23 protein-coding genes and 2 pseudogenes are annotated in these 25852 nt (G+C 62.1%); 13 read left to right on the forward strand and 12 right to left on the reverse strand.

Features of this window, described 5'->3' with window-relative positions; translation table 11 throughout:
* Window positions 1-176 precede the first annotated feature (176 nt).
* A pseudogene (locus K3555_RS05390) lies at window positions 177-1156 on the forward strand (transposase zinc-binding domain-containing protein).
* Between the two features lie 873 nt (window positions 1157-2029).
* Here the strand turns inward: K3555_RS05390 and K3555_RS05395 are convergent.
* Window positions 2030-2311: a hypothetical protein gene (locus K3555_RS05395; protein WP_260007677.1), complete on the reverse strand. Its 282-nt coding sequence runs from the start codon at window positions 2309-2311 to the stop codon at window positions 2030-2032.
* Between the two features lie 90 nt (window positions 2312-2401).
* On the opposite strand from K3555_RS05395, the gene K3555_RS05400 reads away from it, so the two are divergent.
* From K3555_RS05400 to K3555_RS05410, 3 genes are all read left to right on the forward strand, one after another.
* Window positions 2402-2722, forward strand: coding sequence for a transposase (locus tag K3555_RS05400; protein WP_260008492.1), 321 nt, complete (start codon window positions 2402-2404; stop codon window positions 2720-2722).
* A gap of 263 nt (window positions 2723-2985) precedes the next feature.
* Window positions 2986-4605 (forward strand): class I SAM-dependent methyltransferase, encoded by a 1620-nt coding sequence (locus tag K3555_RS05405; RefSeq protein WP_260007678.1) that lies wholly within the window; start codon window positions 2986-2988, stop codon window positions 4603-4605.
* A gap of 144 nt (window positions 4606-4749) precedes the next feature.
* Window positions 4750-5967: a PAS domain-containing protein gene (locus K3555_RS05410; protein ID WP_260007680.1), complete on the forward strand. Its 1218-nt coding sequence runs from the start codon at window positions 4750-4752 to the stop codon at window positions 5965-5967.
* 13 nt (window positions 5968-5980) lie between these two features.
* Here K3555_RS05410 and K3555_RS05415 read toward each other — a convergent pair whose 3' ends face one another.
* Together K3555_RS05415 and nhaC are read right to left on the reverse strand one after the other, a co-directional pair.
* Window positions 5981-7003, reverse strand: coding sequence for a GlxA family transcriptional regulator (locus K3555_RS05415; protein WP_259997812.1), 1023 nt, complete (start codon window positions 7001-7003; stop codon window positions 5981-5983).
* A 74-nt stretch (window positions 7004-7077) separates the two neighbouring features.
* Window positions 7078-8508 carry a Na+/H+ antiporter NhaC gene (gene nhaC, locus K3555_RS05420; RefSeq protein ID WP_260008493.1) on the reverse strand — a complete coding sequence of 477 codons (1431 nt, stop codon included), beginning with the start codon at window positions 8506-8508 and terminating at the stop codon, window positions 7078-7080.
* Between the two features lie 374 nt (window positions 8509-8882).
* Here nhaC and K3555_RS05425 point away from each other — a divergent pair, with 374 nt between their 5' ends.
* Window positions 8883-9233, forward strand: coding sequence for an H-type lectin domain-containing protein (locus K3555_RS05425; protein WP_260007681.1), 351 nt, complete (start codon window positions 8883-8885; stop codon window positions 9231-9233).
* A 9-nt stretch (window positions 9234-9242) separates the two neighbouring features.
* Here the strand turns inward: K3555_RS05425 and K3555_RS05430 are convergent, their stop codons facing one another.
* Window positions 9243-9644: a helix-turn-helix domain-containing protein gene (locus tag K3555_RS05430; RefSeq protein WP_260007683.1), complete on the reverse strand. Its 402-nt coding sequence runs from the start codon at window positions 9642-9644 to the stop codon at window positions 9243-9245.
* 69 nt (window positions 9645-9713) lie between these two features.
* Here K3555_RS05430 and K3555_RS05435 point away from each other — a divergent pair, with 69 nt between their 5' ends.
* The gene (locus tag K3555_RS05435; protein ID WP_260007685.1) at window positions 9714-10910 is read left to right on the forward strand and encodes an MFS transporter; all 1197 of its coding nucleotides are present in this window, start codon (window positions 9714-9716) and stop codon (window positions 10908-10910) included.
* A gap of 56 nt (window positions 10911-10966) precedes the next feature.
* On the opposite strand, the gene K3555_RS05440 is transcribed toward K3555_RS05435, so the two are convergent.
* Window positions 10967-11989, reverse strand: coding sequence for a ribose-phosphate pyrophosphokinase (locus K3555_RS05440; RefSeq protein WP_129370182.1), 1023 nt, complete (start codon window positions 11987-11989; stop codon window positions 10967-10969).
* Window positions 11990-12096: 107 nt separating this feature from the next.
* Between K3555_RS05440 and K3555_RS05445 the strand changes: the two genes are divergently transcribed.
* Complete coding sequence (locus tag K3555_RS05445) at window positions 12097-12699, forward strand: 2-hydroxychromene-2-carboxylate isomerase (protein WP_260007687.1); 603 nt, start codon at window positions 12097-12099, stop codon at window positions 12697-12699.
* Window positions 12696-13511: an alpha/beta fold hydrolase gene (locus tag K3555_RS05450; protein ID WP_260007688.1), complete on the forward strand. Its 816-nt coding sequence runs from the start codon at window positions 12696-12698 to the stop codon at window positions 13509-13511. Before K3555_RS05445 ends, K3555_RS05450 begins: the two co-directional genes overlap by 4 nt.
* Window positions 13512-13646: 135 nt before the next feature.
* On the opposite strand, the gene K3555_RS05455 is transcribed toward K3555_RS05450, so the two are convergent.
* The gene (locus K3555_RS05455; RefSeq protein ID WP_260007689.1) at window positions 13647-14066 is read right to left on the reverse strand and encodes a hypothetical protein; all 420 of its coding nucleotides are present in this window, start codon (window positions 14064-14066) and stop codon (window positions 13647-13649) included.
* Window positions 14067-14165: 99 nt separating this feature from the next.
* Between K3555_RS05455 and K3555_RS05460 the strand changes: the two genes are divergently transcribed.
* Window positions 14166-14996, forward strand: a complete 831-nt coding sequence (locus K3555_RS05460) for a LysR family transcriptional regulator (RefSeq protein ID WP_260007690.1) — start codon at window positions 14166-14168, stop codon at window positions 14994-14996.
* A 24-nt stretch (window positions 14997-15020) separates the two neighbouring features.
* Here the strand turns inward: K3555_RS05460 and K3555_RS05465 are convergent, their stop codons facing one another.
* The 5 genes from K3555_RS05465 to K3555_RS05485 form a co-directional block, all read right to left on the reverse strand.
* Complete coding sequence (locus tag K3555_RS05465) at window positions 15021-16055, reverse strand: low specificity L-threonine aldolase (protein ID WP_260007691.1); 1035 nt, start codon at window positions 16053-16055, stop codon at window positions 15021-15023.
* Between the two features lie 72 nt (window positions 16056-16127).
* The gene (locus tag K3555_RS05470; protein WP_260007692.1) at window positions 16128-16610 is read right to left on the reverse strand and encodes a YcgN family cysteine cluster protein; all 483 of its coding nucleotides are present in this window, start codon (window positions 16608-16610) and stop codon (window positions 16128-16130) included.
* Window positions 16607-17539, reverse strand: coding sequence for a bifunctional riboflavin kinase/FAD synthetase (locus K3555_RS05475; protein ID WP_260007694.1), 933 nt, complete (start codon window positions 17537-17539; stop codon window positions 16607-16609). Before K3555_RS05475 ends, K3555_RS05470 begins: the two co-directional genes overlap by 4 nt.
* 411 nt (window positions 17540-17950) lie before the next feature.
* Complete coding sequence (locus tag K3555_RS05480; RefSeq protein WP_259990862.1) at window positions 17951-18394, reverse strand: MaoC family dehydratase; 444 nt, start codon at window positions 18392-18394, stop codon at window positions 17951-17953.
* Window positions 18395-18631: 237 nt separating this feature from the next.
* On the reverse strand, window positions 18632-19507 hold the full coding sequence (locus tag K3555_RS05485; RefSeq protein WP_260007696.1) for a TIGR01459 family HAD-type hydrolase: 876 nt from the start codon (window positions 19505-19507) through the stop codon (window positions 18632-18634).
* Between the two features lie 155 nt (window positions 19508-19662).
* Between K3555_RS05485 and K3555_RS05490 the strand changes: the two genes are divergently transcribed.
* The 4 genes and pseudogenes from K3555_RS05490 to K3555_RS05505 all read left to right on the forward strand — a co-directional run.
* The gene (locus tag K3555_RS05490; protein WP_260007698.1) at window positions 19663-20478 is read left to right on the forward strand and encodes a M48 family metalloprotease; all 816 of its coding nucleotides are present in this window, start codon (window positions 19663-19665) and stop codon (window positions 20476-20478) included.
* Window positions 20479-20697: 219 nt separating this feature from the next.
* A complete protein-coding gene (locus K3555_RS05495; RefSeq protein WP_260007699.1) occupies window positions 20698-22611 on the forward strand; it encodes a methyl-accepting chemotaxis protein in 1914 nt (637 codons plus the stop codon).
* A gap of 348 nt (window positions 22612-22959) precedes the next feature.
* The gene (locus tag K3555_RS05500) at window positions 22960-23343 is read left to right on the forward strand and encodes a hypothetical protein (protein WP_260007700.1); all 384 of its coding nucleotides are present in this window, start codon (window positions 22960-22962) and stop codon (window positions 23341-23343) included.
* An 84-nt stretch (window positions 23344-23427) separates the two neighbouring features.
* Window positions 23428-24518: pseudogene (locus tag K3555_RS05505) on the forward strand (transposase); the annotation flags it as partial.
* Between the two features lie 366 nt (window positions 24519-24884).
* On the opposite strand, the gene K3555_RS05510 reads toward K3555_RS05505, so the two are convergent.
* Window positions 24885-25805 carry a manganese-dependent inorganic pyrophosphatase gene (locus tag K3555_RS05510; RefSeq protein WP_259990870.1) on the reverse strand — a complete coding sequence of 307 codons (921 nt, stop codon included), beginning with the start codon at window positions 25803-25805 and terminating at the stop codon, window positions 24885-24887.
* Window positions 25806-25852: the final 47 nt, after the last annotated feature.

A 25852-nucleotide genomic window follows, 5' to 3' on the forward strand; every position in this document is an offset into this window, starting at 1 on the left:
AATGACCGGCAGCCGGTTGCGATGCAATCGGCGAGAGGGGAGGGGTTGCTTGGGCACGCCAAATTGGAAACGAGGGCAATCTGCACGAAGGTGGCATCCAAGACGATCCAGGACGTGACCAGCCCGCTTGAACTGCTGGTGAGCCGGGAGGCCGGGGCCGGACAAACCCGGCTCCGATGTCCCTCCCCGGACTGGAGGTCGCGGATATCTTCCGCGCGCATGGGCCTGCCTATCGCAGGGACCATACCGGGCATTTTAACCTGCCGCAGTTCAAAGTGATGTCCGCAATTGAGAACTGTCGAACGGCCACGCTCGGCGGGCATGTCGCGGCTTGCGGCAAATGCGGCCACGAGCACATCGCCTACAATTCTTGCCGCAACCGGCATTGTCCGAAGTGCCAGGGTGCCGTGGCTCGGGACTGGATGCATGCGCGGATGGAAGATCTTTTGCCAGTGGAGTACTTCCATGTGGTCTTCACCCTTCCAGCCCAGATCGCCGGCATTGCTTATCAAAACAAGTCAGCGGTTTATGGCCAGCTGGTTATGTTGTCAGCACAGATGCTGCTGACCATTGCCGCCGACCCCCGGCGGATGGGCGCGCGGATCGGCATGACATCGGTCCTGCACACATGGGGGTCTGCGGTGACCCATCGCCCGCATGTCCATGTCATCGTGCCGGGCAGTGGGTTATCGTCGGCCGGCAATTGCTGGGTCGATTGCCCCCAAGGTTCTTCCTGCCCGTGAAAGTCCCATCCCGGCTGTTCTGGCGATTGTTCCTCGAAGGGCTGGGCAAACTGCACAAGGCAGGTAAACTGCGCTTCTTCGGCAGCCTGGTGAAGATGATGCGCTTGCCCGCGGCTGAGTTCATTCGCCGGGTCCTGATCCATGTCCTGCCCTCCGGCTTCCACCGTATCCGCCACGCGGGCTTCCTCGCAAATGGCATCCGGCGCGACAGGATCGCAAAGATCAGACAATTGCTGAGTGCCGGGCCAGAGCCCGATCAAACGCCGGATGAGGAAACCAGCGCCGAATGCGGCGATCCGCACGTGCAACAGCCTTGCCTCAAATGCGAAGGCGCGATGGTCATCGTTAAGACCTTCCTGCGCGGCCAACCCCCGAAGTCCCGTGCTCCACCATGGGAGGATGCCGCATGTTAAAACGCGAAAAACCGAGCCTGTCTTGTGCAGACGCCGGGCCATTCAGTGCGGCCTTTTCAGACAATCCTGCGCCGCATCAGGTCTATAACAGTATGATCGAAAGCCAGTCAGCCATGCCGTGCCAGGAAAACCAGCATGTTTGCACTGCCTGTCGTCACACAGTCATTCGGATTGCCCATCACGCGATGCAGCCCTGAACTGCAATCCCCATAGTGCCCAGACCAGCCCGCGCTTTCCTCCTTGTCGGATTTGTCGCCGCTGCATCTCACGATGACCGCAGCCACTAACATTAGACGGAGCCGCCGTTTCGTCCTCCGGCAGACACATTCGTCCTTCAGGAACCGCCGTAACCGCTCAACCGTCCGGTTGCCGATCAAACGGCCCCGGCGCATCCACTGCCCGGCAGGCGATTGCAAAGCAATCTGCCGAGAGGGGGATACAGCTGATACCGGCGCACCAGACCTGGCTGGGGCGGCTGATGGCCAGCACCTTCAAAAGCTACGGCCAGATCTTGTGCTGCGGGTGCTTCCTGCTGGTCTTCGGCGTCTGACAGACCGGAGCAAGGCGCATGAGCCGCATCAGGCGGCGCGCACGGTGACGGCCGCATTATTGGCCCTGCCGCAACAAATAGAGGGCCATCTGGCGGGAGCCGTACCACGGCGTCTCAAGAAATGGCCTGTCCCTCCCGGCGGATTTGCGGCAGCAAACCGCCTGCCGGGCAGCGGATGATTGCCATGAACCGCAGGTTCCCGGCGCTCTCGCCCTTTGGCGTGTGATACAGGTTCGAACAGGCCGGCGACAGTATCTGGCACTGACGGCGAACGCTGATCTTCGGATGGTCCTTTTCAATGCACATCCGCCTGCGATCCTTGCTTAACGATCCCGGGCGCGTTTCAAAAAACCGCGTTCAGCCACAGGCTGGCCGGTCTTGGAATGCAGCTTGCCGATCTCAACCCCGTTGGATTTGGCCGCAGCGCCGGTCCTCTTGGAAAAGGCCCAGGCCATGTTCTTGACCGCCGCCTGTTTCCAGCCGCTGGACATGTTCGGATGCGCGCCGAGCGTCTTCGATAACTCTGCCAGTGTCCTCTCCTCGCGGATCGCCGCAAGCGCAACTTGGGCTTTGAATGCGGGAGAAGGGTTCTTGCGTTTCGTCATTTTGGATCATCACTTTCATCATGCGATCCATATTGGCAACTGGTCTGAATTCCCGCGACCACCTCTGACGGTGCCGGGCCGATTGCAGCACTGACCTTCAAGGCCGCTGTCGGTGACTCCACGCGGTTCAAAAGGTCGCGGACTGCTGGCGCGTCTTTTGGCCTGACGCCGAGACGGTATCGGTCATGTGAGCACGGCAATCCCGGCCGAATATCAAAAGCAGGCGATCGGGGATGTCCGCGCAACATTATACGCAACCGCCAACGCTTTGCTCAGGCGAACAATGGCAGGGTCGCAGATCAAATCGCGGGGCATGCGGGTGATGCGCGTAAAAGGGCGTCGTCGCGCTGTTGCCGCTGTTGCGCGCAAACTTGCCGTCTTGCTGCACCGCATGTGGACAGACAGAACTGAATTCCGTCAGGAACCAGTGGAGGGCACTGGATGATCTAAACGCCCGATACTTGACCCAAACACCCACTTAGAGAAATCGCCTTTACCCAAGCCGCTGTGAACACTATGGGCCTCAACACTGGCCGCGCCGCCGGGGCCTACTTCAGCAGAGCAGGCATTCACCTTCCCGTGAATTACCCCCGATCTGCGCCCCATTAACGCTATTCTCACAAGTTTTCGACAAATTGGCCTGCATGACATTTTCCTAACCAGCAGGATTCCCCGTGACCGATTGGACCTCCGGCTATGTGGCCGGCATCGACTATACCCATGATTTCCACAGCCAGCTGACGCCCGCCCTGCTGGGTTTCGGCGCAATGAGCCAGGGTCACCGGCACAGCTTGCACGGCGACGGCATCACCTTTTGCGAACTCGGCTGCGGCCAGGGGTTTTCCGCCAATCTGCTGGCGGCGGCCAACCCGCATGTTGAATTCCACGCGATGGACTTCAGCCCGTCGCATATTGCCGGCGCCAGGGAACTGACGCAGGAAGCGGCTCTGGACAATATGCATTTCCACGAACGCTCCTTTGAGGATTTCGACACCGCGCCGGGCCTGCCCGAGGTGTTTGACATCATCGCCCTGCACGGTGTCTTCAGCTGGGTTTCCGCGGAAAACCGCCAGCATATCATCCGGTTCATTTCGCAGCGGCTGCGGCCGGGCGGCCTGGTCTATGTCAGCTATAATGCCCAGCCCGGCTGGGCTGCAGCGATGCCTCTGCGCCGCCTTCTTGCGGGCCGGGCAGAGCAGGGCAGCGGGCCGCTGACAGACCGGATTGGCGATGCGATGGCCTTTGCGCACCAGCTGGGCGCAGCGGGAGCTGCGTATTTCGGCAAGAACCTGGTTGCAGCCAAGCGTCTGGATCATATGAAATCAATGCCGACCAATTACCTGGCGCATGAGTATTTCAACAAGGATTGGACCCCGTTCTATTTCGAGGATCTGGCGGGCGAACTGGCCGGGGCCAAGCTGGATTTTGCAGGCTCCGTGCATCCGTTGGACAATCTGGACTGCATCCGCTTCACGCCGGAACAGCAGGCCCTGCTGAACAGCGAGGGGGACCCCGGCCGCCGCGAAGGTCTTCGCGATGTTCTGCTGAACGAGCATTTTCGCACCGATATTTTTGTGAAGGGCAAGCTGTCCCATACCCCGCGCGGCGAAATCGGCGCCTGGTTTGCGACCCCTTTTGCTTTGACCCGTCCCTATAGCGGCGGGACCTTGAAATTCCACCACCGGGGCAGGGAGGTGCCTCTGGAGCAGGAGCAGTACGCGCCTGTGCTGAAGGCGCTGGCCGAGGGGCCAGCAACAGTGCGCAGCCTGCTGGATCACGGGGTGTTCGGCGCCATGGACTGGGGCAGCATCGCCCTGATGCTGACGATACTTGCCGGCACCGGCTGCATCACCCCCTGTCTGCCGCAGGAGGGGCTGGCACAACGGGCGGCTGCTTGCCGTGCCTTCAATCTGGCGGTTTGCAAACGGGCCGAGGACAGCGATACCCTGCGCTTCCTGGCCTCGCCTGTCACCGGCGGCGGGGTTGAGGCGGACCGGTTCGAACAGCTATTCCTGCTGGCCCGCAGCGAAGGCCATGAGACACCCGCCGGCTGGGCCGAGCTGGCCTGGCGCATCCTGGCGCCGCAGGGACAGCGGCTGCAGCACGAGGGCCGGGTTCTGGAAACCGAGGAAGAGAACCTCGCCCTGCTGGGGGCCAGGGCCGGCAATTTCGCAGCCCGCCGCCTGCCGCTGTTCGAAAGCCTGGGCCTGACACTGGAGGACACCGGGCAGAGCACTGGGCAGGACACCGGGAAGGACCAGACAGGGGCTTTGGCACAGGGCACTGCGGCGTGATCCCGCCGCATTCGGGGGGGGCGGCGGCCGGGCCGCGCTGGCAGCTTGGAAAACCGCTCTCTTGTGCCGCCGCATTAGCAATTTGAAAAGCTGTGCCGCTTAAACAGAAAGCGGCCCCTTACCCTCACTGACAGGAACTCACACGTGTCCTTTGAAGACCGCACGCTGACCGCTCCATCCAGGGGCAGAGAAGCTCCCTTTGCCCTGGACGAAGTGTTTTTTTCCCGCACCGACTCCCGCGGTGTGATCCAGGCCGGCAATGCTGTGTTCAGCCGTGTCGCCAAATACGCGATGGAAGATCTGCTGGGAGCACCGCACAAGGTGATCCGCCACCCGGACATGCCGCGCGCGGTGTTCCAGCTGCTGTGGGAGACGATCAAGGGCGGCGGCACCGTTGGCGCCTATGTCAAGAACCGGGCCAGCGATGGCAGCTATTACTGGGTTTTTGCAGTCGTCACCCCCTGCGAGGGCGGTTATCTTTCGGCGCGGATCAAACCGACCAGCCCGCTGCGCAAGACGGTCGAGCAGGAATACGCCCTGCTGCGCAAGGCCGAACGCGACGAAGGGCTAGACCCCGAAGCCAGCGCTGCACTGCTGCTGACGCGTCTGCAAGGGCTTGGCTTTGCCACCTACAACGATTTTGCCGGCCACGCATTGGCAGAAGAGCTCATGGCACGCGATGCAGGCTTGAAACGCCCCGCGGACGCCCGTCTGGCGGAACGCCGGGCAATGCATTCCGCAGCCGGGGATCTGGTGCAGGAGACCGAGGCGCTGGTGCAGGAATTCGAATCCATGCGCACCATCCCGCATAACCTGCGCGTCATCGCCTCGCGGATCGAACCGGCCGGCGGGCCGGTCACCGTTCTGTCCGAAAACTACAACTCCATGTCGCGCGATATGTCCAATTGGTTCGAGGCCCATGTCTGGGGTAAGAACAGCAATTTCCGCGCCATCAAGGGCACCGTGACAGCTGCCATTTTTGTCGAAGGGCTGGCGCGCATCCTCACCGAATGCGGTCATCAGCTCAATCAGGAAGACGGCGCTGCGGCCATTGATATCAATCGCGAACAGGCGATCCTGACGCAGTTGACCGAGGATCAGTTCACCAAGGCCAGGGCCAGCCTGCAGGACGTCCGGTTCGAGGCCGACCGCATTCTCAAGGCCTGCCTGACCCTGCACCGCCACTTTATGGCGCTGACCACAACCCGGGTGCTGTGCAAGATCGAATGCGCCCGGCTGGGGAGTACCGGGGAATCGCTGAATTCGATCATTGATGAACTGGGGCAGTTCCAGGACCGGATTTCCGTCCGTCTGGAAAAGATCACGGAACTCAGCAAGGCACTTGCATCCGAGGGGAAGTAACCCGTGTTCCGGCCTATTCCCTTGCCGCCGTTTCCGTCCAGCTTTTGCGAAAGGACGCAGGCGACTGGCCGTAGCGTTTCTTGAAACGGATCGACAGCTGCGTGGCACTGCTGAAACCGGTGGCGGCGGAAATCTCTGCCACCGTCATATTGGTTTCATTCAGCAGGGCCAGCGCCCGGCCCACCCGCAGTTCAATGTAAAACTGCACCGGCGAGGTGCCGACATAGCGCTGGAACAGCCGTTCCAGCTGGCGCCGCGAGATCTGCGCCCGGTCCGCCAGCACGCCGATTTCCACCGGCTCCTCGATGGTGTCATGCATGAACTGCATGGCGTTGATCAGATGCTGATTGCGGCTGCTCAGCGCAACGGAATAGGCTGATTTCTGCAGCGCTTCGCGGTTGTTGGAGCGGAAGTGGATGCACATGTCGGATACAATTACCGCCAGGTCCTTGCCATGGTCGGTCTCGATCATCTCCAGCATCATGTCGGTGGCCGCATTGCCGCCGCCGCAGGTCATCAGACCTTTGTCGATCTCATACAGGTTTGCCGAGGGTTCCAGTCCCGGAAAATACTCCGAGAACGACGGCTGGTTCTCCCAATGCAGAGTAAAGCGCTGGTCTTGCAGGATGCCGGCCTGCGCCAGCGCAAAAGCTCCGGTGCAGATGCCGCCGAACCGGCCACCATGGGCGTTCTGCCGCCGGATCCAGGCGAGGGTGCGGGGATTGGCACTGTCCGAGGGTTCGATGCCGGAACAGACAAAGGCATAACTGCCGCGGGGCAGGTCTTCCAGCGGAAGATCGGTGTTGATGCCGATGCCGTTGGAACAGCCCACCGGCGCGCCGTCCTCGCTCATCAGGAACCAGCGGTACAGTTCCTTGCCGGTGACCTGATTGGCAACCCGCAAGGGTTCCACCGCCGCGCTGAAGGCCAGCATGGTCAGCTTCGGCAGAAGCACAAAATAGATGTCTTTAGGCGGCCCGTCGTAATCAACCCGGAAACTGGCCGCACCCTTCGGGACAAAGCTGCGGAGATTCATGATCTTACCCTAACAGATGGGATGGTTACTGCAAAATGCGCGCCGCAGGCCGTTGCCCGCGGCGCACTGTTTTCTCAGGCGGTCAGCTTGGCCACCGGCTCGCCGCTGTCTTCCCATGCGGCGATTTCGTCTTCGCTGGCCTTGGGCGAGAACAGCCCGGTCATCGCATAGAAGATACCGATCAGCGGCGACAGCCAGCAGGCAAAGGCCAGCGGGATGTACAGCAGGTTCTCGAAATTGCCATCCGATATCCCCAGCGCCAGCGCCGAGATCACAAAGGCGCCGCCTGCGTTCCAGGGGATCAGCGGTGACACCAGCGTGCCGCCTTCCTCAATCGCGCGCGACAGGTTCAGGGGCGAATATTTCATGCCGCGATAGACAGGCGCATACATCCGGCCGGGCAGGGCGATGGACAGATAGGGATCGCCGGCCACGGTATTGGTCGCAATCGAGGTCAGGATTGCAGAGGTCTGGATGCCGGCAAACGACTTCACCCGCGCAATGATCACCTCGATGATGGCCTGCAGGCAGCCGGTCCGCTCCAGCGCGCCGCCAAAACCCAGCGCCAGCAGCACCAGTGAAATGGTCCACATCATCGACTGGATGCCGCCGCGGTTCAGCAGCGGGTCGATTTCGGGCACGCCGGTTTCAATCGCATAACCGCTGTTGGCAAAGGTAAAGGTCTCATGCAGGCCTGCGCCCTGGCACGCTATCGCCATGATGCCGCCGACAACAGCACCGGCAAACAGCGACGGGATCGGCGGCTGTTTCTTTACCGCCAGCGCGATGACCAGCAGCGCCGGCAGCAGCATCAGCGGCGAGATCCAGAATGCGCCGTCCAGCGCGTCGGTGATCGCGTCGATCCGCTCAAACGACACTTGCGAGGTATCGATCAGGGTGAAGCCCACAACCAGATAGATCACCAGCGCAATCAGCATCGACGGCACCGTGGTTGGCAGCATGTTGCGAATGTGATCGAACAGGTTGGTCCCGGTGACGGCAGGGGCCAGGTTGGTGGTGTCCGACAAAGGTGAGATCTTGTCACCGAAGAACGCACCGGACACCACGGCGCCCGCGGTCCAGTACATCGGAATGCCAAAGCCCGCGCCGATCCCCATCAGCGCCAGGCCAACGGTGCCAACAGTGCCCCAGGAGGTACCCAGCGACACCGACACGATGGAACACAGCACCATGCCCGCAGCCAGGAACAGCTCGGGCGAGAGGATTTTCAGCCCGTAATAGATCAGCGTCGGCACGGTGCCGCTGGCAATCCAGATACCGACGATCATGCCGACAGTGATCAGGATCGACACCGACGGCAGCGAGATGTTGATGACGTGGAACACGCCGTCTTCGATGTTGTTCCACTTGTGGCCCAGCTTCAGCCCCACCAGCGAAGTGATGGCGATGCCGATGGCCAGCGGGATATGCGGGGTGAAGTCCCCGAAATAGAACAGCTGGACGCCCAGAACACCCAGCGTCAGCACGATGGGCAACAGCGCCATCGCCAGGCCGGGCTTTAGGATATGCGGATCATTTGGTGACACGGGTATCTCCTCCCTAGGGTCAAATCGCCTGTCAAAGGCGGATGCGGATACACACCAGAAATCGGCCCCGGGGACTCGTCGCCGCCGCGCCGGAATGCACAACGTTTGCGACAATCAGGGAAATATCCCTGATCGGGGAAAGGTTGGGCCTTCGGGGGATTTCTCCCCGCTCGTGAAGACCGGACAAGCCTGCCAGGCCTTCAGAAATGGCAGCTTGCCAAGCCAGTGCCGCCTTGCCTAAAGGCAACAGCCGCCGGGTCTTTATGGCTGGTTTCTGGATAATCCTGCTGTATGGCTTAATCTCAACACTGACTTACCGCTTGGGAACCGGAATGAAAAGACTGCGCAACCCCCGTACAGGGGTAGATCAGGGGGATGCCGAGGTCTTTTCGGATTTCGAGGACAACGGCGAGATGTGGACCGGCTCTGGCCCGCGCGAGCGGCGCCAGGCGGTAAGGTTCAGCGCGGCATTTGCCAGCCCGCCATCGGTGCAAGTGTCGGTGTCGCTTTGGGATATGGACACCTCCGCCGCGATCCGGGCCGAGCTGGTGGCGGAAAACATCACCTGCGAAGGGTTCGAGATCGTCTTTCGCACCTGGGCCGACAGCCGCGCCGCCCGCCTGCGCGCGGGCTGGCTGGCCATTGGTGATCTGCCCCATGCCGACGACTGGGATGTTGATTAAGCCGCGGCGCTAGACCTTGGCAGTCAGGGTGCCGGCCCGCAGCAGTTTTTGAAATTTGGGACACTCCAGATGGCTGGGCGCCGGGCAGTCCGCCACATGGCGCAGCGCGTCCTTCAGCGTTGTCAGCTCGCGGATCTGCGCCTCCAGCACGTCGGCGCGGGCGTGCAATTGGCTGCGCGGCAGATCCGGTTGGCCGTCCTTGCCGAACATGCCGGCAATCTCCTGCAGCGAAAACCCGGCCGCCTTGCCCAGCGTGATCAACGATAGCTGCAACAAAACCTCCCGCCCGAACTGCCGCCGCAGCCCCTTGCGCCCGGCTGAGGTGATCAGCCCGATTTCCTCGTAGTACCGCAGGGCCGAGGCCGCGACGCCTGACCGTTCGGCAACGTCGCCGATATCCAGAAGTTTCATTCTTGACCTCAAGCTGACTTGAATTGGCAGGCTGCCAGTCCGGAACAGTTTGAACAAGGAAATTCCCGGATGAACACGGAAAAAACACCCCTCTGGCAAGAACCTAAGGCCATCGCGCTGTTGATGGCCGCCAGTCTCACAGTGATGGCCAATGCCACCATCAGCCCGGCGCTGGCGGGGCTGGAACAGGAATTTGGAGGCGTGCCCGATGCGGGCTTTCTGGTACGCCTGCTGGTCACCGCGCCGTCGCTGGGGGTGATGCTGACCGCGCCGCTGGCGGGCTGGCTGACAGACCGCGCCGGGCGGCGGGGCGTGCTGCTGGCGGGGATCTGGCTGTTCATGCTCTGCGGCACGGCCGGTTTTTACCTGCCGGATTTGCAGCTGATGCTTGTCAGCCGCTTTGGCCTGGGGATCGCTGTGGCGCTGATCATGACCGCGCAAACCGCGCTGATCGGCGACTATTTCACCGGCGCGCGGCGCCAGGCATTGACCGGGTTGCAGATCTCGGCCCGAAACTTCGGCGGGCTGGTCTTCATCGGCTTTGCCGGGCTGGCCGCCACCCTGTCACCGCGGCTGCCGTTTCTGATCTACGGGCTGGCTGTCCTGTGCCTGTACGCCGCCTGGCGCCATGCACCCGAACCGGCCCGGCCCCAAGCGGGGCAAGCCCAAGCTGAGGGGGCAGGGCACCCGGCCTGGCTGGTGCTGGTAATCGCAGTTTCGGCCTTGCAGATGCTGACCAACGGGCTGTTCTTCATGATGCCCACCCAGCTGCCGTTCTTCTTTGCGTCCCAGGGCCTCAACAGCGCGCTGATGACGGGGGCAGGGCTGGGGCTGCTGTCGCTTTGCGGCGGGATCACTGCGCTGCTGTATGCCCGTTTCAAAGGCGCGTTGCCGCATGCCGCCATCTTTGCCCTGGGTTATGCCGCGCTGGCGCTTGGCTTTGCGGTTCTGGCGCTGGAGGGCAGCGCGGCGCTGTCCTTGGCGGGCGCCATGGCGGTTGGCATTGGCTATGCCACGGTCTCGCCTGGCTTCGTCGCTATCACGCTGGCACTGGCCCCGTCCGGGCGGCGCGGAACAGCAGGCGCGATCCTGACAGCATCAGTGTTCTGCGGCCAGTTCCTGTCGCCCTTTGCCAGCACGCCTGCCATCAGCCAATGGGGCTATGGCGCAACGTTCGGCGCTGCAGCAGCAGGTCTGGCGCTGATGGCTTGCATGGCGCTGCTGACGGCCCTGCTCACAGTGCGCCGCCGCCGTGCTGCCCAGTAAAAAGGCAAAAGCCCCGCCGTGTGGCGGGGCTTTTCAACTTGCGGAAAACAGCGGGTTCAGCTGCCGTTTGAGGTCAGGCTCTCGTAGATCGGTACCAGGGTCTTGTCCTCGAACAGCGACGACACTGATGTGCCGTGCCAGATGTTCAGAATGGCTTGCGTGAACAGCGGCGCAGTCGGCAGGATGCGGATATTGGGTGCGGCGGCGACGGCCTCGGTCGGCTGGATCGAGTCGGTCAGTACCAGCGACTTCATCACCGAATTGGTCACCCGCTCCACCGCCGGGCCGCTCATCACGCCGTGGGTGATATAGGCGTGGACTTCCTTGGCGCCGTTGTCCAGCAGCACCTGGGCTGCCTTGCACAGCGTGCCCGCGGTGTCGCACATGTCGTCGATGATCAGGCAGATCTTGTCTTTGACATCGCCGATCACGGTCATCTCGGCTACTTCACCGGCCTTCTCGCGGCGCTTGTCGACGATCGACAGCGGTGCATTGATCCGCTTGGCCAGCTCCCGCGCACGGGCCACACCGCCCACGTCCGGAGACACCACCATCAGCTCGTCCATGTTGTCCTTGAACTGGTTCTTCACATCCAGCGCAAAGATCGGCGAGGCATAAAGATTGTCCACCGGGATATCAAAGAAGCCCTGAATCTGCGCGGCGTGCAGGTCCATGGTCAGAACCCGCTCGATGCCGGCACCGGTCAGCATATTTGCCACCAGCTTGGCCGAGATCGGCGTGCGCGCCTTGGTGCGGCGGTCCTGGCGGGCATAGCCGAAATAGGGGATCACTGCAGTAATCCGCTGTGCCGATGACCGGCGCAGCGCATCAGATATGATCAACAGTTCCATCAGGTTGTCATTGGCCGGGTTCGAGGTCGGCTGAATGATGAACATGTCCTCGCCGCGGACGTTCTCATAGACTTCGACGAAAATCTCGCCGTCATTGAACCGCTCGACGCGGGCGTCCACCAGCCCCTGGTCAACACCGCGGTGCATGCTCATCCGGCGGGTGATGGCTTGGGCAAGAGGGAGGTTGGCGTTCCCAGCGATAAGCTTGGGTTCGTTCAAAGTCGGCATTGGCTGATATCCCCAGGCAGCAATGGCAATGTGTCAGATTCGTGATATTGAACCCCGCTTAGCATGCACTTACCCTCGCGCAAAGTTCTAAGCGGGAGATACAGCCTATGGCAGCGTTCGATTTCTACTTCTCAACTTTATCGCCCTTTACCTATCTGGCCGGCACAAAGCCGTGGGAGATTGCCGCCCGTCACGGGGCCGAGGTGATTTGCAAACCTTTGGACATCCTGGCGCTGTTTGGCCGCACCGGCGGCACACCTCCGGGCGAACGCCATCCTGCACGCCAGGAATACCGCCTGGTTGAGCTGGAGCGGCAGGCGGCCAGGCTGGGTATGCCCGTCAATCTGAAACCGGCGTTTTGGCCGGCCAATGCCGCGCCGTCCTCATACGCCATTATCGCTGCGCAAACCGCAGGCGGCGGCGATATGGGGCAGCTGGTGCATTCGATCCTGCGCGCCTGCTGGGCCGAGGAGAAGAACATCGCCGAGGATACGGTGATCCGCGCCTGTCTCGACGGCGCCGGCTTCGACCCCGAGCTGGCGGACAGCGGTCTTCTGGCCGGCGCGGAGACCTATGCGCAGAACCTCGAGGACGCAGTCAATGCCGGTGTGTTCGGCGCGCCGTTCTGGCTGACCGCAGACGGGGCAAAGTTCTGGGGACAGGACCGGCTGGAAGACCTGGACGCGCATCTGGCGGGGCAGGCTGCGTGACAGGCGACCAGACCGGCTGGCCCGAGAGGATCTTTTCGCGCAGCTTCGGCCAGGGCCCGCGCAATGTGCTGGCGGTGCATTGCTCGCTGGCCCATTCCGGCGCCTGGCGCCGTCTGGCCGGGGAGATGGCCGAGGGCATCACCCTAACCGCTTTCGATATGCTCAGCCATGGGCGCAGCCCGGATTGGGACGGCACCGGCAATTATCAGCTGCTGAACGTTGACGCAGGCCTTGCCTTGCTGAGCGAACCCGTGGATCTGATCGGGCACTCCTTCGGCGCCACTGTGGCCCTGCGCATGGCAATGGCCCGGCCGCATCTTGTGCGCAGCCTGACGCTGATCGAACCGGTGCTGTTTGCCGTGGCCAAATCCGACGCCCCGGCGGCATTCGCCACCCTCGAAGCCGCCAGCCGGCCAATCGATGCGGCCTGGGCAGCCGGGGATCTCGCACTGATGGCGCGGCTGTTCAACCGGATGTGGGGGCCGGGAGAGCCAAAGTGGACCGACCTGCCCGAACAGGCCCGTGCTGCTATGATACGCGCAATCCCTGTGGTGCCTGCCTGCCACCCGACGCTTTTTGACGACGAAAACGGCACCCTTGCCCCCGGCGCTCTGGATCCTGTTGCCATGCCTGTGCTGCTGCTTCACGGCAGTGAAAGCCCGGGCGTGATCGGGGAAATTGTCCGGGGGTTCAGCCGCCGGCTGGCCAATGCCCGTGCCGGATCCGTGCCGGGTGCGGGCCATATGCTGCCGGTGACGCACCCGCAACAAACTGCGCAGCTGCTACGGCAGTTCTGGCAGGCCTGCAACTGACAGGCCCCAGACCCGCGGCTTGCCCGCCCCTGACTCGCCCGTGACCCGCCATTGGCCCGCTCTTGACCTGCGGCTGGCCTTGTGCGGCCCAGTTGCGTTTCGCTTGCGCCGCAGGTCTGATGCGCCGCCGGGAGGTCAGATTTCCGTCACTGTTGTCACCACCTCGCGGAAGAAATCCATCTTCCCGTCTTCCTGATGGGTGGTGATAAAAGTGACGCTCTCTGCCATTGCTGCAATCCGGGCATAGAAGAACCGCTGCTCGAACCGGGTCAGAAACCAGCCATTGCCAAGGTCCTGCGAGTCCGCCGCAAGGATCTGCGTGCCCTGCGGAAACACTTCCTGGCCGAGCCGGGTCAGCACCTGGGCAAAACCTTCGATATCCGTGGCGCTCTGCCAGGCGATATCGGCGTCATCCTTGTAGTGATCAATGCGGAAATCGATATCCGCAGCAATCAGCCCCATGATCGCCGGATCCCCGGCTTCGAAATGTTTCAGAACCTGCGCGATGACGGGGTCCGTGGTCCCGGCCCCTTGCGTAATGCCCGCGTCCTTCATGGTGTTGTCCTTCTGTGCTGCTGTTTTCGCAGACACTTAGCCACGCAGAAGTATCAAAGTTAATTGCTTTGATGCCTATTAATGGCATAGTCTTTGGCTATGATGGACCTTGCCCCGCTCCGCTATTTTCAATCCGCCTATGACACCGGCACCTTCAGCGCCTCGGCCCGGATGAACGGGGTCAGCCAGCCGTCGGTCTCGGCGGCGGTCTCAAAACTTGAAGAACACTATGGCGGCGCCCTGTTCCTGCGCCGCCGTGACGGGCTTGCGCCAACTGCGCTGGGGCACGAGCTGTACCGCCAGTCGGGCGCCGTGCTGGCGCAGCTCAGTCTGCTGGAGCAGCGGCTGACCGGACGGGCACCGCAGGCGGTGCGGGTGCATTGCCAGCCGGATATTCTGGTGGCGTCCTTTCAGGCCGCATTGTCCGGCCTGCGCCGGGACAATGCGGCGCTGACGTTCCAGTTCACCAACAGCCGCGAGGATGCGGATATTCTGTTCTGCTCCGATGGCTGCGTGCCGCGGGGCTGCACGTTCCAGGCCTTGTGGCAGGAAACCTATGGCGCCGCATTGCCCCGCGATCACCCCCTGGCCGCGCAGGCGGCACTGACCCTGGCCGATCTGGCGGGCGAGCCGCTGATCGCACGGCCCTATTGCCCCGGAGCGGATCAGTTGCTGCTGCAGGAACAGGCGCTATCCGCCATCGTTGCCGAAGCCGTGCATGACGCCCAGCTGCTGGATCTGGTGGCTGCCGGACTGGGCGTGGCGCTGGTGCCCATGGGCCATGCCCGCGCGCAACAGGGGATCACGGTGCGGCCGCTCAGCACGGACACTCCCGTGCAGCGCCAGGTCGGGGTGGCCCACCGCAAAACCCAGTTTGCGGCCGCCATCGCCAAAAGCCTATGCGCCTTCTGGCAGCACCCGGCCCCTTAACAATGCCCGCTGCACTGCCGCCCTTTACAGCAGGTTGAGGAACGCGCTGATCTGCTCTTCGGTTGCGGACCAGTCGCAGACAAACCGGGCGGTGACCAGCTCATGCTCCGGCCCGTGCAACGGCCCGTCCCACAGATGATAGACTGCACCCGCTGTAAACAGCCGCTGATGGGTGCTGCGGGGCATGGCGGCAAAGATCATGTTGGCCTGGGCAGGATGGGTGAACCGGGCGCCCGCGGCCTGCAGCCCTTTGGCCAGCATCGCGCAATTCGAGTTGGCTGTGCGGGCGTTGTCCAGCCACAGGTCATTGGTCAGATAGGCCAGCATCTGCGCCGACAGATAGCGGTGCTTGGAAAACAGATGCGCACCGCGCTTGCGGCGGTACTCGAACTCCTGCGCGTGGCCGGGATCAAAGAAAATCACCGCCTCGACCCCCAAGCAGCCGTTCTTGGTGCCGCCAAAGGACAGTGCCGACACGCCGGCCTTCCAGGTCATCTCAGCCGGGGTGCAGCCTAGCGGGATCAGCGCATTGGTGAACCGGGCGCCGTCCATATGCACCGGCAGCGCGTATTCGCGGGCCATCGCTCCCAGTTCTTCAATTTCCGGAACTGAATAGACCGTGCCGAATTCAGTGACCTGCGACAGCGACACCGGTCCCCGCTGCGGCCCGTGGACACCGCGCACTTCCTCGCCTTCAATCGCGGCACGTAAAGTTTCCGGTGTCATCTTGTCCGCATCCGTCACCGGCGTCAGCTTGGCGCCGCCGGTATAGAATTCCGGTCCGTTGCACTCATCCTGCAGGATATGCGCCGGGCGGGTGCAGAACACCGTCTGCCAGGGCTGCGCCAGGGTCGATAGCGCCAGCACATTGGCTGCCGTGCCGGTGGCAACCAGATGCACCGATGCCTCCGGCGCCTCGAAAATCGCGCGGATCTTTGCCGTCACTTCGGCCATTTCCGCATCCGCGCCATAGCCCATGGCATAGCCCTGGTTGGCCTTGGCCAGGGCATCCAGGATCTGCTGCGGCACCGGGCCGGAATTGTCAGAAGCAAAGTGCATAAGCGGGATCCTTCTTTCTGCGGGGCGGGCATTGCAATTCCTGCCCGGCCTGCGCGGCCCTCCAGGCTGCCGTCAGCCCAGCGGCTCTTCGATGATGTGGTCTTCCCACTCGTCTTCGGAAATCTCGAACTCGGATACCGTCCAGCCGCGCACCGACACGCCGGCCTCATGCACGCTGCCGGGGGTGCCGGTCAGCAGCGGGTGCCATTCCGGCAGCGGCTTGCCCTGCCACAGCAGCCGGTAGGCGCAGGTTTCCGGCATCCAATAGGCGTGGGTATCCAGGTTCTCCGGCTTCAGCACGATGCATTCGGGCACAAACTGATGGCGGATCGGATATTGGGCGCAGCGGCAGCTGTCATCATCCAGCAAGCGGCAGGCGACACGGGTCAGGGCGACCTCGCCGCTCTCCTCGTCCTCCAGCTTGTTCAGGCAGCATTTGCCGCAGCCGTCGCACAGCGCTTCCCATTCCTTTTGGTTCAGCTTGGCCAGCGGTTTCTTCTCCCAGAAACGCTTGCCCAGACCCGAACGGTCAATCACGTCTTTCTCAGGTTTCATAGCGCCACCAGGATTTCGCGGGACGTGGTGCAATCCGCGTCCATCTGTTCAATCAGCGCTTCCAGCCCGTCAAACTTCAGCTCGGGCCGCAAAAAGGCTACCAGCGCAACCGACAGCGTCGCGCCATAAAGATCGCCCGAGAAATCAAACAGGAAGGTTTCGATATTCGGCACCACGCCGTCAAACATTGGCCGCACCCCGATCGAGGCCGCGCCCAGGTAGCTGCCCGCATGCGGCCCGTCCAGCACATCCACCAGCACCGCATAGACGCCGAACCGCGGCTGGTGCAGCCCCTCAATCGACATGTTCGCGGTCGGAAAACCCAGTTCCCGCCCGCGCTGCTCGCCGCCGATCACCACGCCCTCAATGCGGTGCCAATGGCCCAGCATCTCCTTGGCATCGGCAGGCCGGCCCTCGCTCAGCGCATTGCGGATCGCGGTGGAGGAGACCGCGTGTTCGGAATATTCCATCAAAGGCGCGATGGTGACGCCAAAACCATACTGCGCGCCGAAGCGCTGCAGGTCTTCGGCATTGCCCGCACGGCCCTTGCCAAAGCAGAAATCGGCGCCCACCACCACATGTGCCAGCCCCAGTCCGCCGGCAATCACGTCACGGGCAAACTCTTCCGGTGTCAGGCTGGACAGCGCGGTGTTGAAGTTCAGCTCATACAGCCGCGTAACCCCCAGCTTCTCCAGCCGGTGGGCGCGGGTCTCGGCCCGCATCAGCCGGAAGGGCGGCGCCTCGGGCGCAAAATACTCGCGCGGGTGCGGCTCAAACGTCATCACCCCCAAGGGTGCTCCGGGGGCTGCCCTGCGGGCCAGTTCGATCACCGACTGATGGCCCAGATGCACGCCGTCGAAATTGCCGATGGCGACAGTGGCGCCCCGGTCCTGGTCTTCGACGAATTCATAATCTCTGACGATACGCATGGCGCATCCGTAGCGCCATGCGCCGGGCGGTTCAAGCGGCCAGTGGCGGCGGAGGGAACCGGCTGGCCGGGCGCCTGCCCGTGGGGGGCGCAACAACAGGCTGGTGCCTGCCGTTTTATCCAGGCAAAGCATTTTCCCAGTTGCTGGGGACTGTGCTAGATCCAAATCGTCGGCCCGTGAGGGCGGGCAGGCGCTTGCCCGGCGGCGCGCAAGGGCCAATCGGCTGCCAACGCGCTTCTTTCTGGTCTGAAATACCCTTGGGGCGAGGGGCGTCCCGGAAATGATCCGGGGGATCATTTCAGACCCGAACGGACGAAGCCCGGCCCGGCAGGCGCCGAAGGGGCAAGGCCCCCTTTTATTGCGGACCCGTCTGAGCCCGCGGCGCCAGCTTGCCTGCCGCAGCTTGCAGTCTCAGTCGAATTTGCGCGACGGCGCCATCACCATGGCCTCGCCGACCAGCACCTTCTTGCCGTCGACGATGCAGCGGCACTCCAGCTTGACCCGGCGCTTGTCGATCACGATGTCGGTCACCTCGACCTCGGCCAGCACCATGTCGCCGGGGCGCACCGGGGCCAGGAATTTCAGCGACTGGCTCATGTAGATGGTGCCATGGCCGGGCAGCTGCTCGCCGATCACTGCCGAAATCAGCCCCGCGGTCAGCATCCCATGGGCAATGCGGCCCTCGAAAATGGTGTCCTGGGCGTATTCGTCATCCAGATGCACCGGATTGCGGTCGGTCGAGACTTCGGCGAACTTCTCGATGTCCTCATCGGTGATGACTTTGCGCAGGTAACGCACCATCCCCATTTCGATGTCTTCAATGCAGATGGTTCCGCGCGGCAGGTTGTCCAACATCTCATCCTCCGTTCGCCTGGTCCTGATCTTCTGGCCCGATCATCTATCCTGATCGCGTGGCTTGACCGTCTGGCGTTGTAACTTTTGCGCGCCGGATTGGCCGCTTGCGCAACTTTATTACTTTGCAACTGCAGAAAATCAAGACATTTCTCACATAACAAAACCCCGCCGGTTCGGGCGGGGTTTGTTCAAAATACAGGGTGCTCCGTGCCGGGCCGGGGGCTGGCTCAGGCAGGTTTACCGTAAAAAACCAATGGCATAGCTGGGTGCGGACTGTTCCTGCGCCAGATAGGCCGCAAGCGCGTCCGGGTCCGGCTGGACCGATGTCTTTGTCTCTCTGGCCGCAAGCCCGCCGGTGATGAACAGGGAATCGATGCTTTCGCCCATGGCGCCGGCAATATCCGTATGCGGCCCGTCGCCGATCGCCAGAATCTCGGAATCGGCAAAATCATGCCCCAGTTCGGTCAGGCGCCGCCGTGCCAAATCATAAATCGGCGGATGCGGCTTGCCGAAATACAGGCTTTCGCCGCCCATTTCCGTATAAAGCCGCGCCAGCGCTCCGGCGCACCACTCCCGTTTCTCGCCGCGGTCGACCACGATATCCGGATTGGCGCACAGCAGCTTCATGCCCATCTGCTTGGCATAGAGGAAATCCGCCCGGTTCACCTCCGGATCCGCCATAGTGTCAAACGGGCCGCAGCAGACAATGCCCTCGGCCTCGCGCAGCGGCACCCTTGTGATCTCCACCGGTTCATGGATCACATGCAGCGGCTCGAAAAACCCCGCGTCCCGCTCCCATTCGCCCATAAAATAGACCGATGTGCCGACAGCACCCGTGAACATCGCCGCCCGGGCGCTGTCACCGCTGGTCGAGATGGTGTCATAGGCATCATCCGGCACGTTGAACTGTCCCAGCTGCGCCGCCACGCCTGCGCGCGGTTTCGGTGAATTGGTCACCAGCACCACGATGCCGCCCTGCTTCCGGTAGGCTTGCAGCGCCGCAACGGCCTCGGGGAATGCGGTAATCCCGTTATGCACACAGCCCCAAAGATCGACAAACAGCGCTTTGTAGCGGCTGGAGACTTCGGACAGGGAGGAGATGATCTGGGTCATGGCCGGGCCTTCGCGCGTGTGAATGTATGCGCCACAGCTATGGCAGAGGCTGCAGGAAATGGCCAGCGGCGCAACGGCTGGAAACAACCCGTCGTCAGCAGTTGACGGTGCAGCGGTTTTCTCAATGATACCCTTCTCAATTGAACGGAGATTACATGAAACCGATTTTTCGAACCCTGGCGGCATTGGCTTTTGCAGCCGGATTGGGCGCTTGCGGCACCACTTTTCAGTTGCCTGAACCGGGCCAGGCGCAATCCCAGGCGGCAACCCGGATGTTCGCTGACGCCCGCAGCCAAGGCCCGCGTAAAACCCTGTCAGCCGCCGCCGCAGAACGCCGGTTCAAGCGGGTCGCGGCCCGGATCAGCCCGGTGGGCCGGAAATACTGCGAAACCCTGACCGCCGAGCGCAGCAACTTCGATTGCAACGTCAATATCGGCATTGACCGCAAGATGAAGCAGCGCAACGCCTATTTCACCTATCGCGAAGACAAGCCGGTCATCCGCATCTCGATGCCGATGCTGCGGGATTCCGCCAGCGATGACGAGGTGGCCTTTATACTCAGCCATGAATACGGCCACTTGCTGGGCCGCCATATCGAGAAACAAAAGCAGCAGGCGCTGGCCGGGGCGCTGATCCTGGGGGTGATAACAGCTGCCGCCACGGCGGACTCCGGCTATTATGATCCTTCGCTGGTCAGCACCAGCATGGATGTCGGCGCAGCGGCCGGCTCCACTGCATATTCCCAAACCTATGAATTGGAGAGCGATACGCTGGGCACAAGAATTGCCCATGCATCCGGCTATGACCCGGTTGAGGGCGCCAGATTTTTTGCCCGGCCAGAAGCCGCGCGCACCGAAGCGGGCAGGCTGTCCTTCTGGGGCACGCATCCGCCTGATGCCAAGCGTCTGGCAACGGTTCTGGCCACGATGGAGCAGATAGACGCCAAAGTCGAACTTCAAAAAGTGCAGTAAATCCCGTAACCTAAGGTCATTTTGAGCGCCTGCCGCCAGGGGCGGCCTGCGGGGTGGTTCCTTTTCGTTCCGCCCCGCACCGGCGCCGCCGCATCTGCTGCGCAAGGGTCCCGGATCCATTTTGGTGCCACCCGTTGGGGCCGCGCTGCTGAGTGTCCAAGGCTTTTTTAACGACTCTCTCATAGGGTGAATGGAAAGCAACTCAATGGTGTGTTAGCGATGTTCCGTAATCTTCCGATAAAAACACGGCTGGTCATTTCCGGTGTGGTTTCCACTGTTTCAGTCCTGGTGCTTGCGGCGATGTCCGTCTACAGCCTGTGGCAAAGCGAGCTTGAACTGGAACGGCAAATCAATGCCACGGCGGTCATCCGCCATGAGCTGATGGCCGACAAGATGCACGATGCGATTGAGGCCGGCGCGGTCCACGCCCTGCTGGTCGGACCGGACGGGCCCGCCGCCAAGAAGGAGCATTTTCAGGCCAAGCTTGCCCGCGACATCCAGAGCCTCCGGGATGCAGTCGCGGCCTTGCAAAAGGTCGAAATGTCCGATGCAATCCGCCAGAAAGTGGCAGAGCTTGCTCCGGCGGCAGAGACTTTCATCCAGGCGGCTCAAGCTGTTGAAGGGCTGGCCTATACGGATCAAGCCGCCGCTGAGGCCGCGCTGCCGCCGCTGCAAGAGCAGTATGAGGCTCTCAACCGGCTGCTGGCGCCGCTGGGTAAAGAGATAAAAGCGTTTGCTGAGCAGACTGCGCAGCAGGCGCGGGCACATGACATGCAGCTGCTGTATATGCTGATCGGGTTCTCAGTGGCGGCACTGCTGGTGATTGCTCGCAACGCGCGGCAAGTCACCCTGACGATTGTGCGCCCGATTGCCCGGCTGCGCGGGGCTCTGCGGGAAGTGGCCGAGGGCGATCTGGGGCTTAAGGTTGCTGACCGGATGCGCGCCGATGACTTCGGCGAAATTGCCAAGGACATCGATGCGGTGTCGGGCCGGGTTATTTCCGCGCTGGACGAGCAGAACGCCCTGCGTGAGGAAAGCGAAAAGGTCATCGACCGGTTGCGCAGCGGTCTTAAACGGTTGTCCGAGGGCGATCTCAGCGACCGGATTTCTGAACAGTTCAGCGCTGATTACGATCCGCTGCGGGTGAACTTTAATGAAACCGTCGACAAGCTGAATGAGCTGATGGCCGACGTGGTCCGGGCTGGCGCGCGCATTCAGCGGCAGTCCAATGAAATCCAGACCGCCTCTGAGGATCTGTCGGGCCGCACCGAAAGCCAGGCTGCCACACTGGAGGAAACCGCAGCAGCGCTGGAAGAAATGACCGCGAGTGTCAATTCATCGGCGCGCAACGCGCAGGAGGTGCAATCCGCGGTGGAAACCGCGCGTGCGGATGTCGAACACAGCGGCCGTGTGGTCGAAGGTGCAATTGCCGCTATGAACGAGATTGAAAACTCGTCCATCCAGATCTCGCAGATCATCGGCGTGATTGACGACATTGCCTTCCAGACCAACCTGCTGGCGCTGAACGCCGGGGTTGAGGCCGCCCGGGCAGGCGAGGTCGGGCGCGGCTTTGCGGTGGTTGCCTCCGAAGTGCGGGCGCTGGCGCAGCGGTCCTCGGATGCGGCCAATGAAATCAAGACGCTGATCGGCGCCAGCACGGCGCATGTGAAGGACGGGGTGCAAAAGGTGGACGGCGCGGGCAAGGCGCTGACGACCGTCGTCAGCCAGGTGACCAATATTGCCGACCTGGTGTCTGGTATCTCCAGCGAGTCCGCCGAACAGGCGCAGGGGCTGAACGAGATCAACATCGGCGTTTCCCAGCTGGATTCGGTGACCCAGCAGAATGCCTCCATGGTTGAGGAATCCGGATCCGCGATCCGCGCCATGAACAATGAGACCGTGGGGCTGAATCAGGTGGTCGGCCAGTTTGTCCTGCGCGACGGCCCGCCGGCGGCGCAACCGGCTCGCCCGGCGGATCAGCCTGCTGCCGCGAAACGGGCGCCAGCGGATCCGCCGCAGCCGGTGCCGGAAGCCAAGGACACCAGCATTGACGGTGCGCGCTGGGAAGACTTTAACGATGGCAGCGAGGCTTGGCCCCCGGCCGGGGACGCGCCTCAGGCGCAATCTGCCTGAACCCGGTCCAGGCTCCGCCGCGGCCGCTGCCTTTGGGCCGTCGGCGCCATATATTGAGTGCCCGCTCGCCAGGGCCGGAGTTACAGCGGGACCGAAGTTGCGCAAAGGTTGGGCCGCTGTTTAAGGACAGGCCGCTGTTTCCGGCAGGTGCGCAGGTAAAGGAGTGAGTGGTGGCAGCGCCGTTTCGACGGGGCACCGCAGCCGGAGAGGGTCCTGCCGCAATGAAAAAAAGGCGCCCTGCGGGCCAGCCCCTGACGGAAAATGTTGATCCCGCTATTTCGATGGCGGGATCATTTTTCATTCTATTCCGTGAACCAATTTCCTGAGCCTGCACAATAGAAGGTTGTGATGAATCGGTTTGATGCAGTTCTTGAAGATTGGCCGGCAAATGGTGAAGTCCCTACATGCGAAGGGTTCTTCCCTTATCTGTGTTTTCAGCTATGGGGGCTTTCGGAGAAAGGTCATGCCAGAGCTCAGGGAGCTGAGTATATGTTTCTCTGTGAGAGCGTTTGCTTCCACTGGGACGAGAAAGTCCTCTATGTCGAAGTAAAAGGGAAATCGGTCCCTGCTTATGAAACTGGGCGACGGATATTTTTTTTGACGACATCGCTTGGATCGAGGTTCGGAACTACAAAAACCTTCCCAAGAAACGCTGATACAGGCTTACAAAAAGTCCCTTTCATAGATGCGCCCGCGAGCAACCCCGAGCTTCATCGCGGGCGTTTCTTTTGAACCGTATCCAACCGGGGTCATCCCCCCGATCTTAAGGGGATGCGGAAGTAGAATTTTCTCGGCAGGGTGAACGAGGAGATTCCGATTAAGAAGACACGATTCAGAGAAGCCCAGATCTTGGGTGTGCTGCGCCAAATGGAGGGCGGTGTGCCTGCCGCCGAGCTGTGCCGCGAGCATGGGAGTGAGGCGGAAACGGAATTGATCCAGTGGATCAATTCCCCGCCGAACCGGCGCCACGCTGTACAAGTGGCGGGCGAAGTATGGCGGCATGGACGCCAGTCTCATCAGTGAGAGCGAGCTAATGTCCGCCATTGGTCCGAGGGCAATGGCGAGCGGCGCTGTCCGAGGAGAACCGGCGGCTGAAGCGCATGCACGCTGACGTCAGCATGCAGAACGACCTGCTGAAGGAGGCGCTCGGAAAAAAATGATCCGGCCACCCACTGCCCGGCAGGGCATTGCGCAGCAATGTCCCGAGAGGGTCAGCGCCGGGAGTTGGCCGTGAAAGCGGTGGCGATGAAAGGCGTCAGCATTGCGCTGGCCTGCCGGGCATTCGATGTCAGTGAGACATGCTACCGGTACAGCCCGAAGCTGGACGGGGAGAACGAGCAAATCGCCGACCTGCTCCTCGGCCTGACGGCGGCAAGGAAGACCTGGGGCTTTGGCCCGTGTTTCCTGGATCTGCGCAATGTGCAGGGTCATCGGTGGACCCACAAGCGGGTTTACCGGATCTGCCACGAACTGGAGCTGAACCTGCGGAGTGAGCCATTGAGGCGCCATTGGTTCAAGCCCAATGGCGAACGCCGCGCAAGCGTCTGAAGCGGGAAAAGCCGGACGAACTGGCTGTGCCTGAGGTCCCGAATGAGGTCTGGTCGATCCCTGCCCGGCAGGCGATGCCAGCATCGCCGATAGGGGACTTCAAGGCCGACAGGCTGGGGGATGGACGGCAATTCCGGCTGCAGAACGTTCTGGACGACTTCAACCGCGAAGGACTGGGCATTGAGATCGGCTTCTCACTGCCTGCGGAACGGGTTGTTCGAGCCCTGAACCAGATCATCGAATGGCGTGGTGCCCCTAGGGCAATTCGAGTCGACAACGGCCCGGAATACGTCAGCGGCACCCTCATTGAACGGGCCGGGAACCGGGGCATTGCCTTGGCATATATCCAGCCCGGAAAACTCACTGTGGCGACTGCCGACCACTGCGCCGCGAATTTCTCCGGGCGGTGCCGCTGGGCTACCCAAAGGCCGCTTGTATGGATCTGGAGAAAGTCCCAGCCCTGAGCACTGCGGGTTCCGGCGGAAATTGACATCAACACCCTCGAAGGGGAGAGGCAGCCGGTGCTCAAGGCCGAGGTCTCTTGAAGATATCTTCGAGAGGTCGTTCATGTGGAAACCCTCCAAAATCCCCCAAGGAGACGTTCAAGAGAGTTTCTAAGAGGTAGATTGGCCATTTTGTGGCCAACCGAGGTCTTTTTTTCAACATTTACCGTCAGGGGCTGGGCCCTGCGGGGCGCCTTTTGCGGTCCGGTCCGGCAGCGGCGCTTAGACTTTCAGGTTCGGGATGATCTGCTTTTTGCGCGACATGATGCCCGGCAGCACCACGGTGTCGCCTGCCGCATCGGCGCCAAAGCTTTTGGCGGCCACGGTTTTCACCAGATCGTTCGGCACCAGGAGGGTGGCTTCCTCGTTCAGGATGTCCACGACGAACAGCAGCACCTGGTCAACACCGTCCTCTGCCGCAACGGAGGTCATGGTTTCCATCAGCGAGGCCTTGCGGTCCAGCACCACGCCCGGCGCGGTGGTTTCCAGCACGGAGACGCGGAATTTGGTGCCCTCGACGGCGTATTCCTTGGAGTCCATGCGGAGCAGTTCCGCGTCCGAGAAAGAAGAGACGTCGGATTTGGCGGCAAACATTTCAGCGGCGTAACCGGCGATATCAATGCCCAGGTCAGCGGCCAGTTTTTCGGCCACGGCCTTGTCATGCGCGGTGGTGGTCGGCGAGCGGAATTCCAGCGTGTCGGACAGGATGCAGGTCAGCGCAGCACCCTTGATCGCGTCCGGCATCTTGGCGGCGTCATCGCCCATCAGGTCGTGCATGATGGTGGCGGTGCAGGCCAGCGGACGGATGGTGATGTCGATCGGGCCTTTGGTTTCCAGGCCGCCGACCAGCTTGTGGTGGTCGATGATCGCTTGCACATCGGCGCCGTTGATATTGGCAGGCAGCTCGGCGGGGTTGTTAGTGTCAACAATGACCACAGCCGCGTCATCGGCCACGTCGGCGATGATCGCGGGCTTCTCGAAACCCCAGCGCTGCAGCATGAAGGCCGCTTCGGTGTTCGGTTCGCCCAGCAGTTTGGGCTCGGCTGCGGCACCCTTTACCTCGTTCAGATACCAGGCCCAGATGATCGGGGAGCCGGTGGAATCGGTGTCGGGGGATTTATGGCCGAAAACTTGGATGGTCATGGGGCAGTCCTGTTCACTCAAGAGGTCCGAAGGGAGATTTGCGCGCC

The organism is Leisingera sp. M527, from assembly GCF_025141525.1.
In the GTDB taxonomy this organism is placed as follows: Bacteria; Pseudomonadota; Alphaproteobacteria; order Rhodobacterales; family Rhodobacteraceae; genus Leisingera.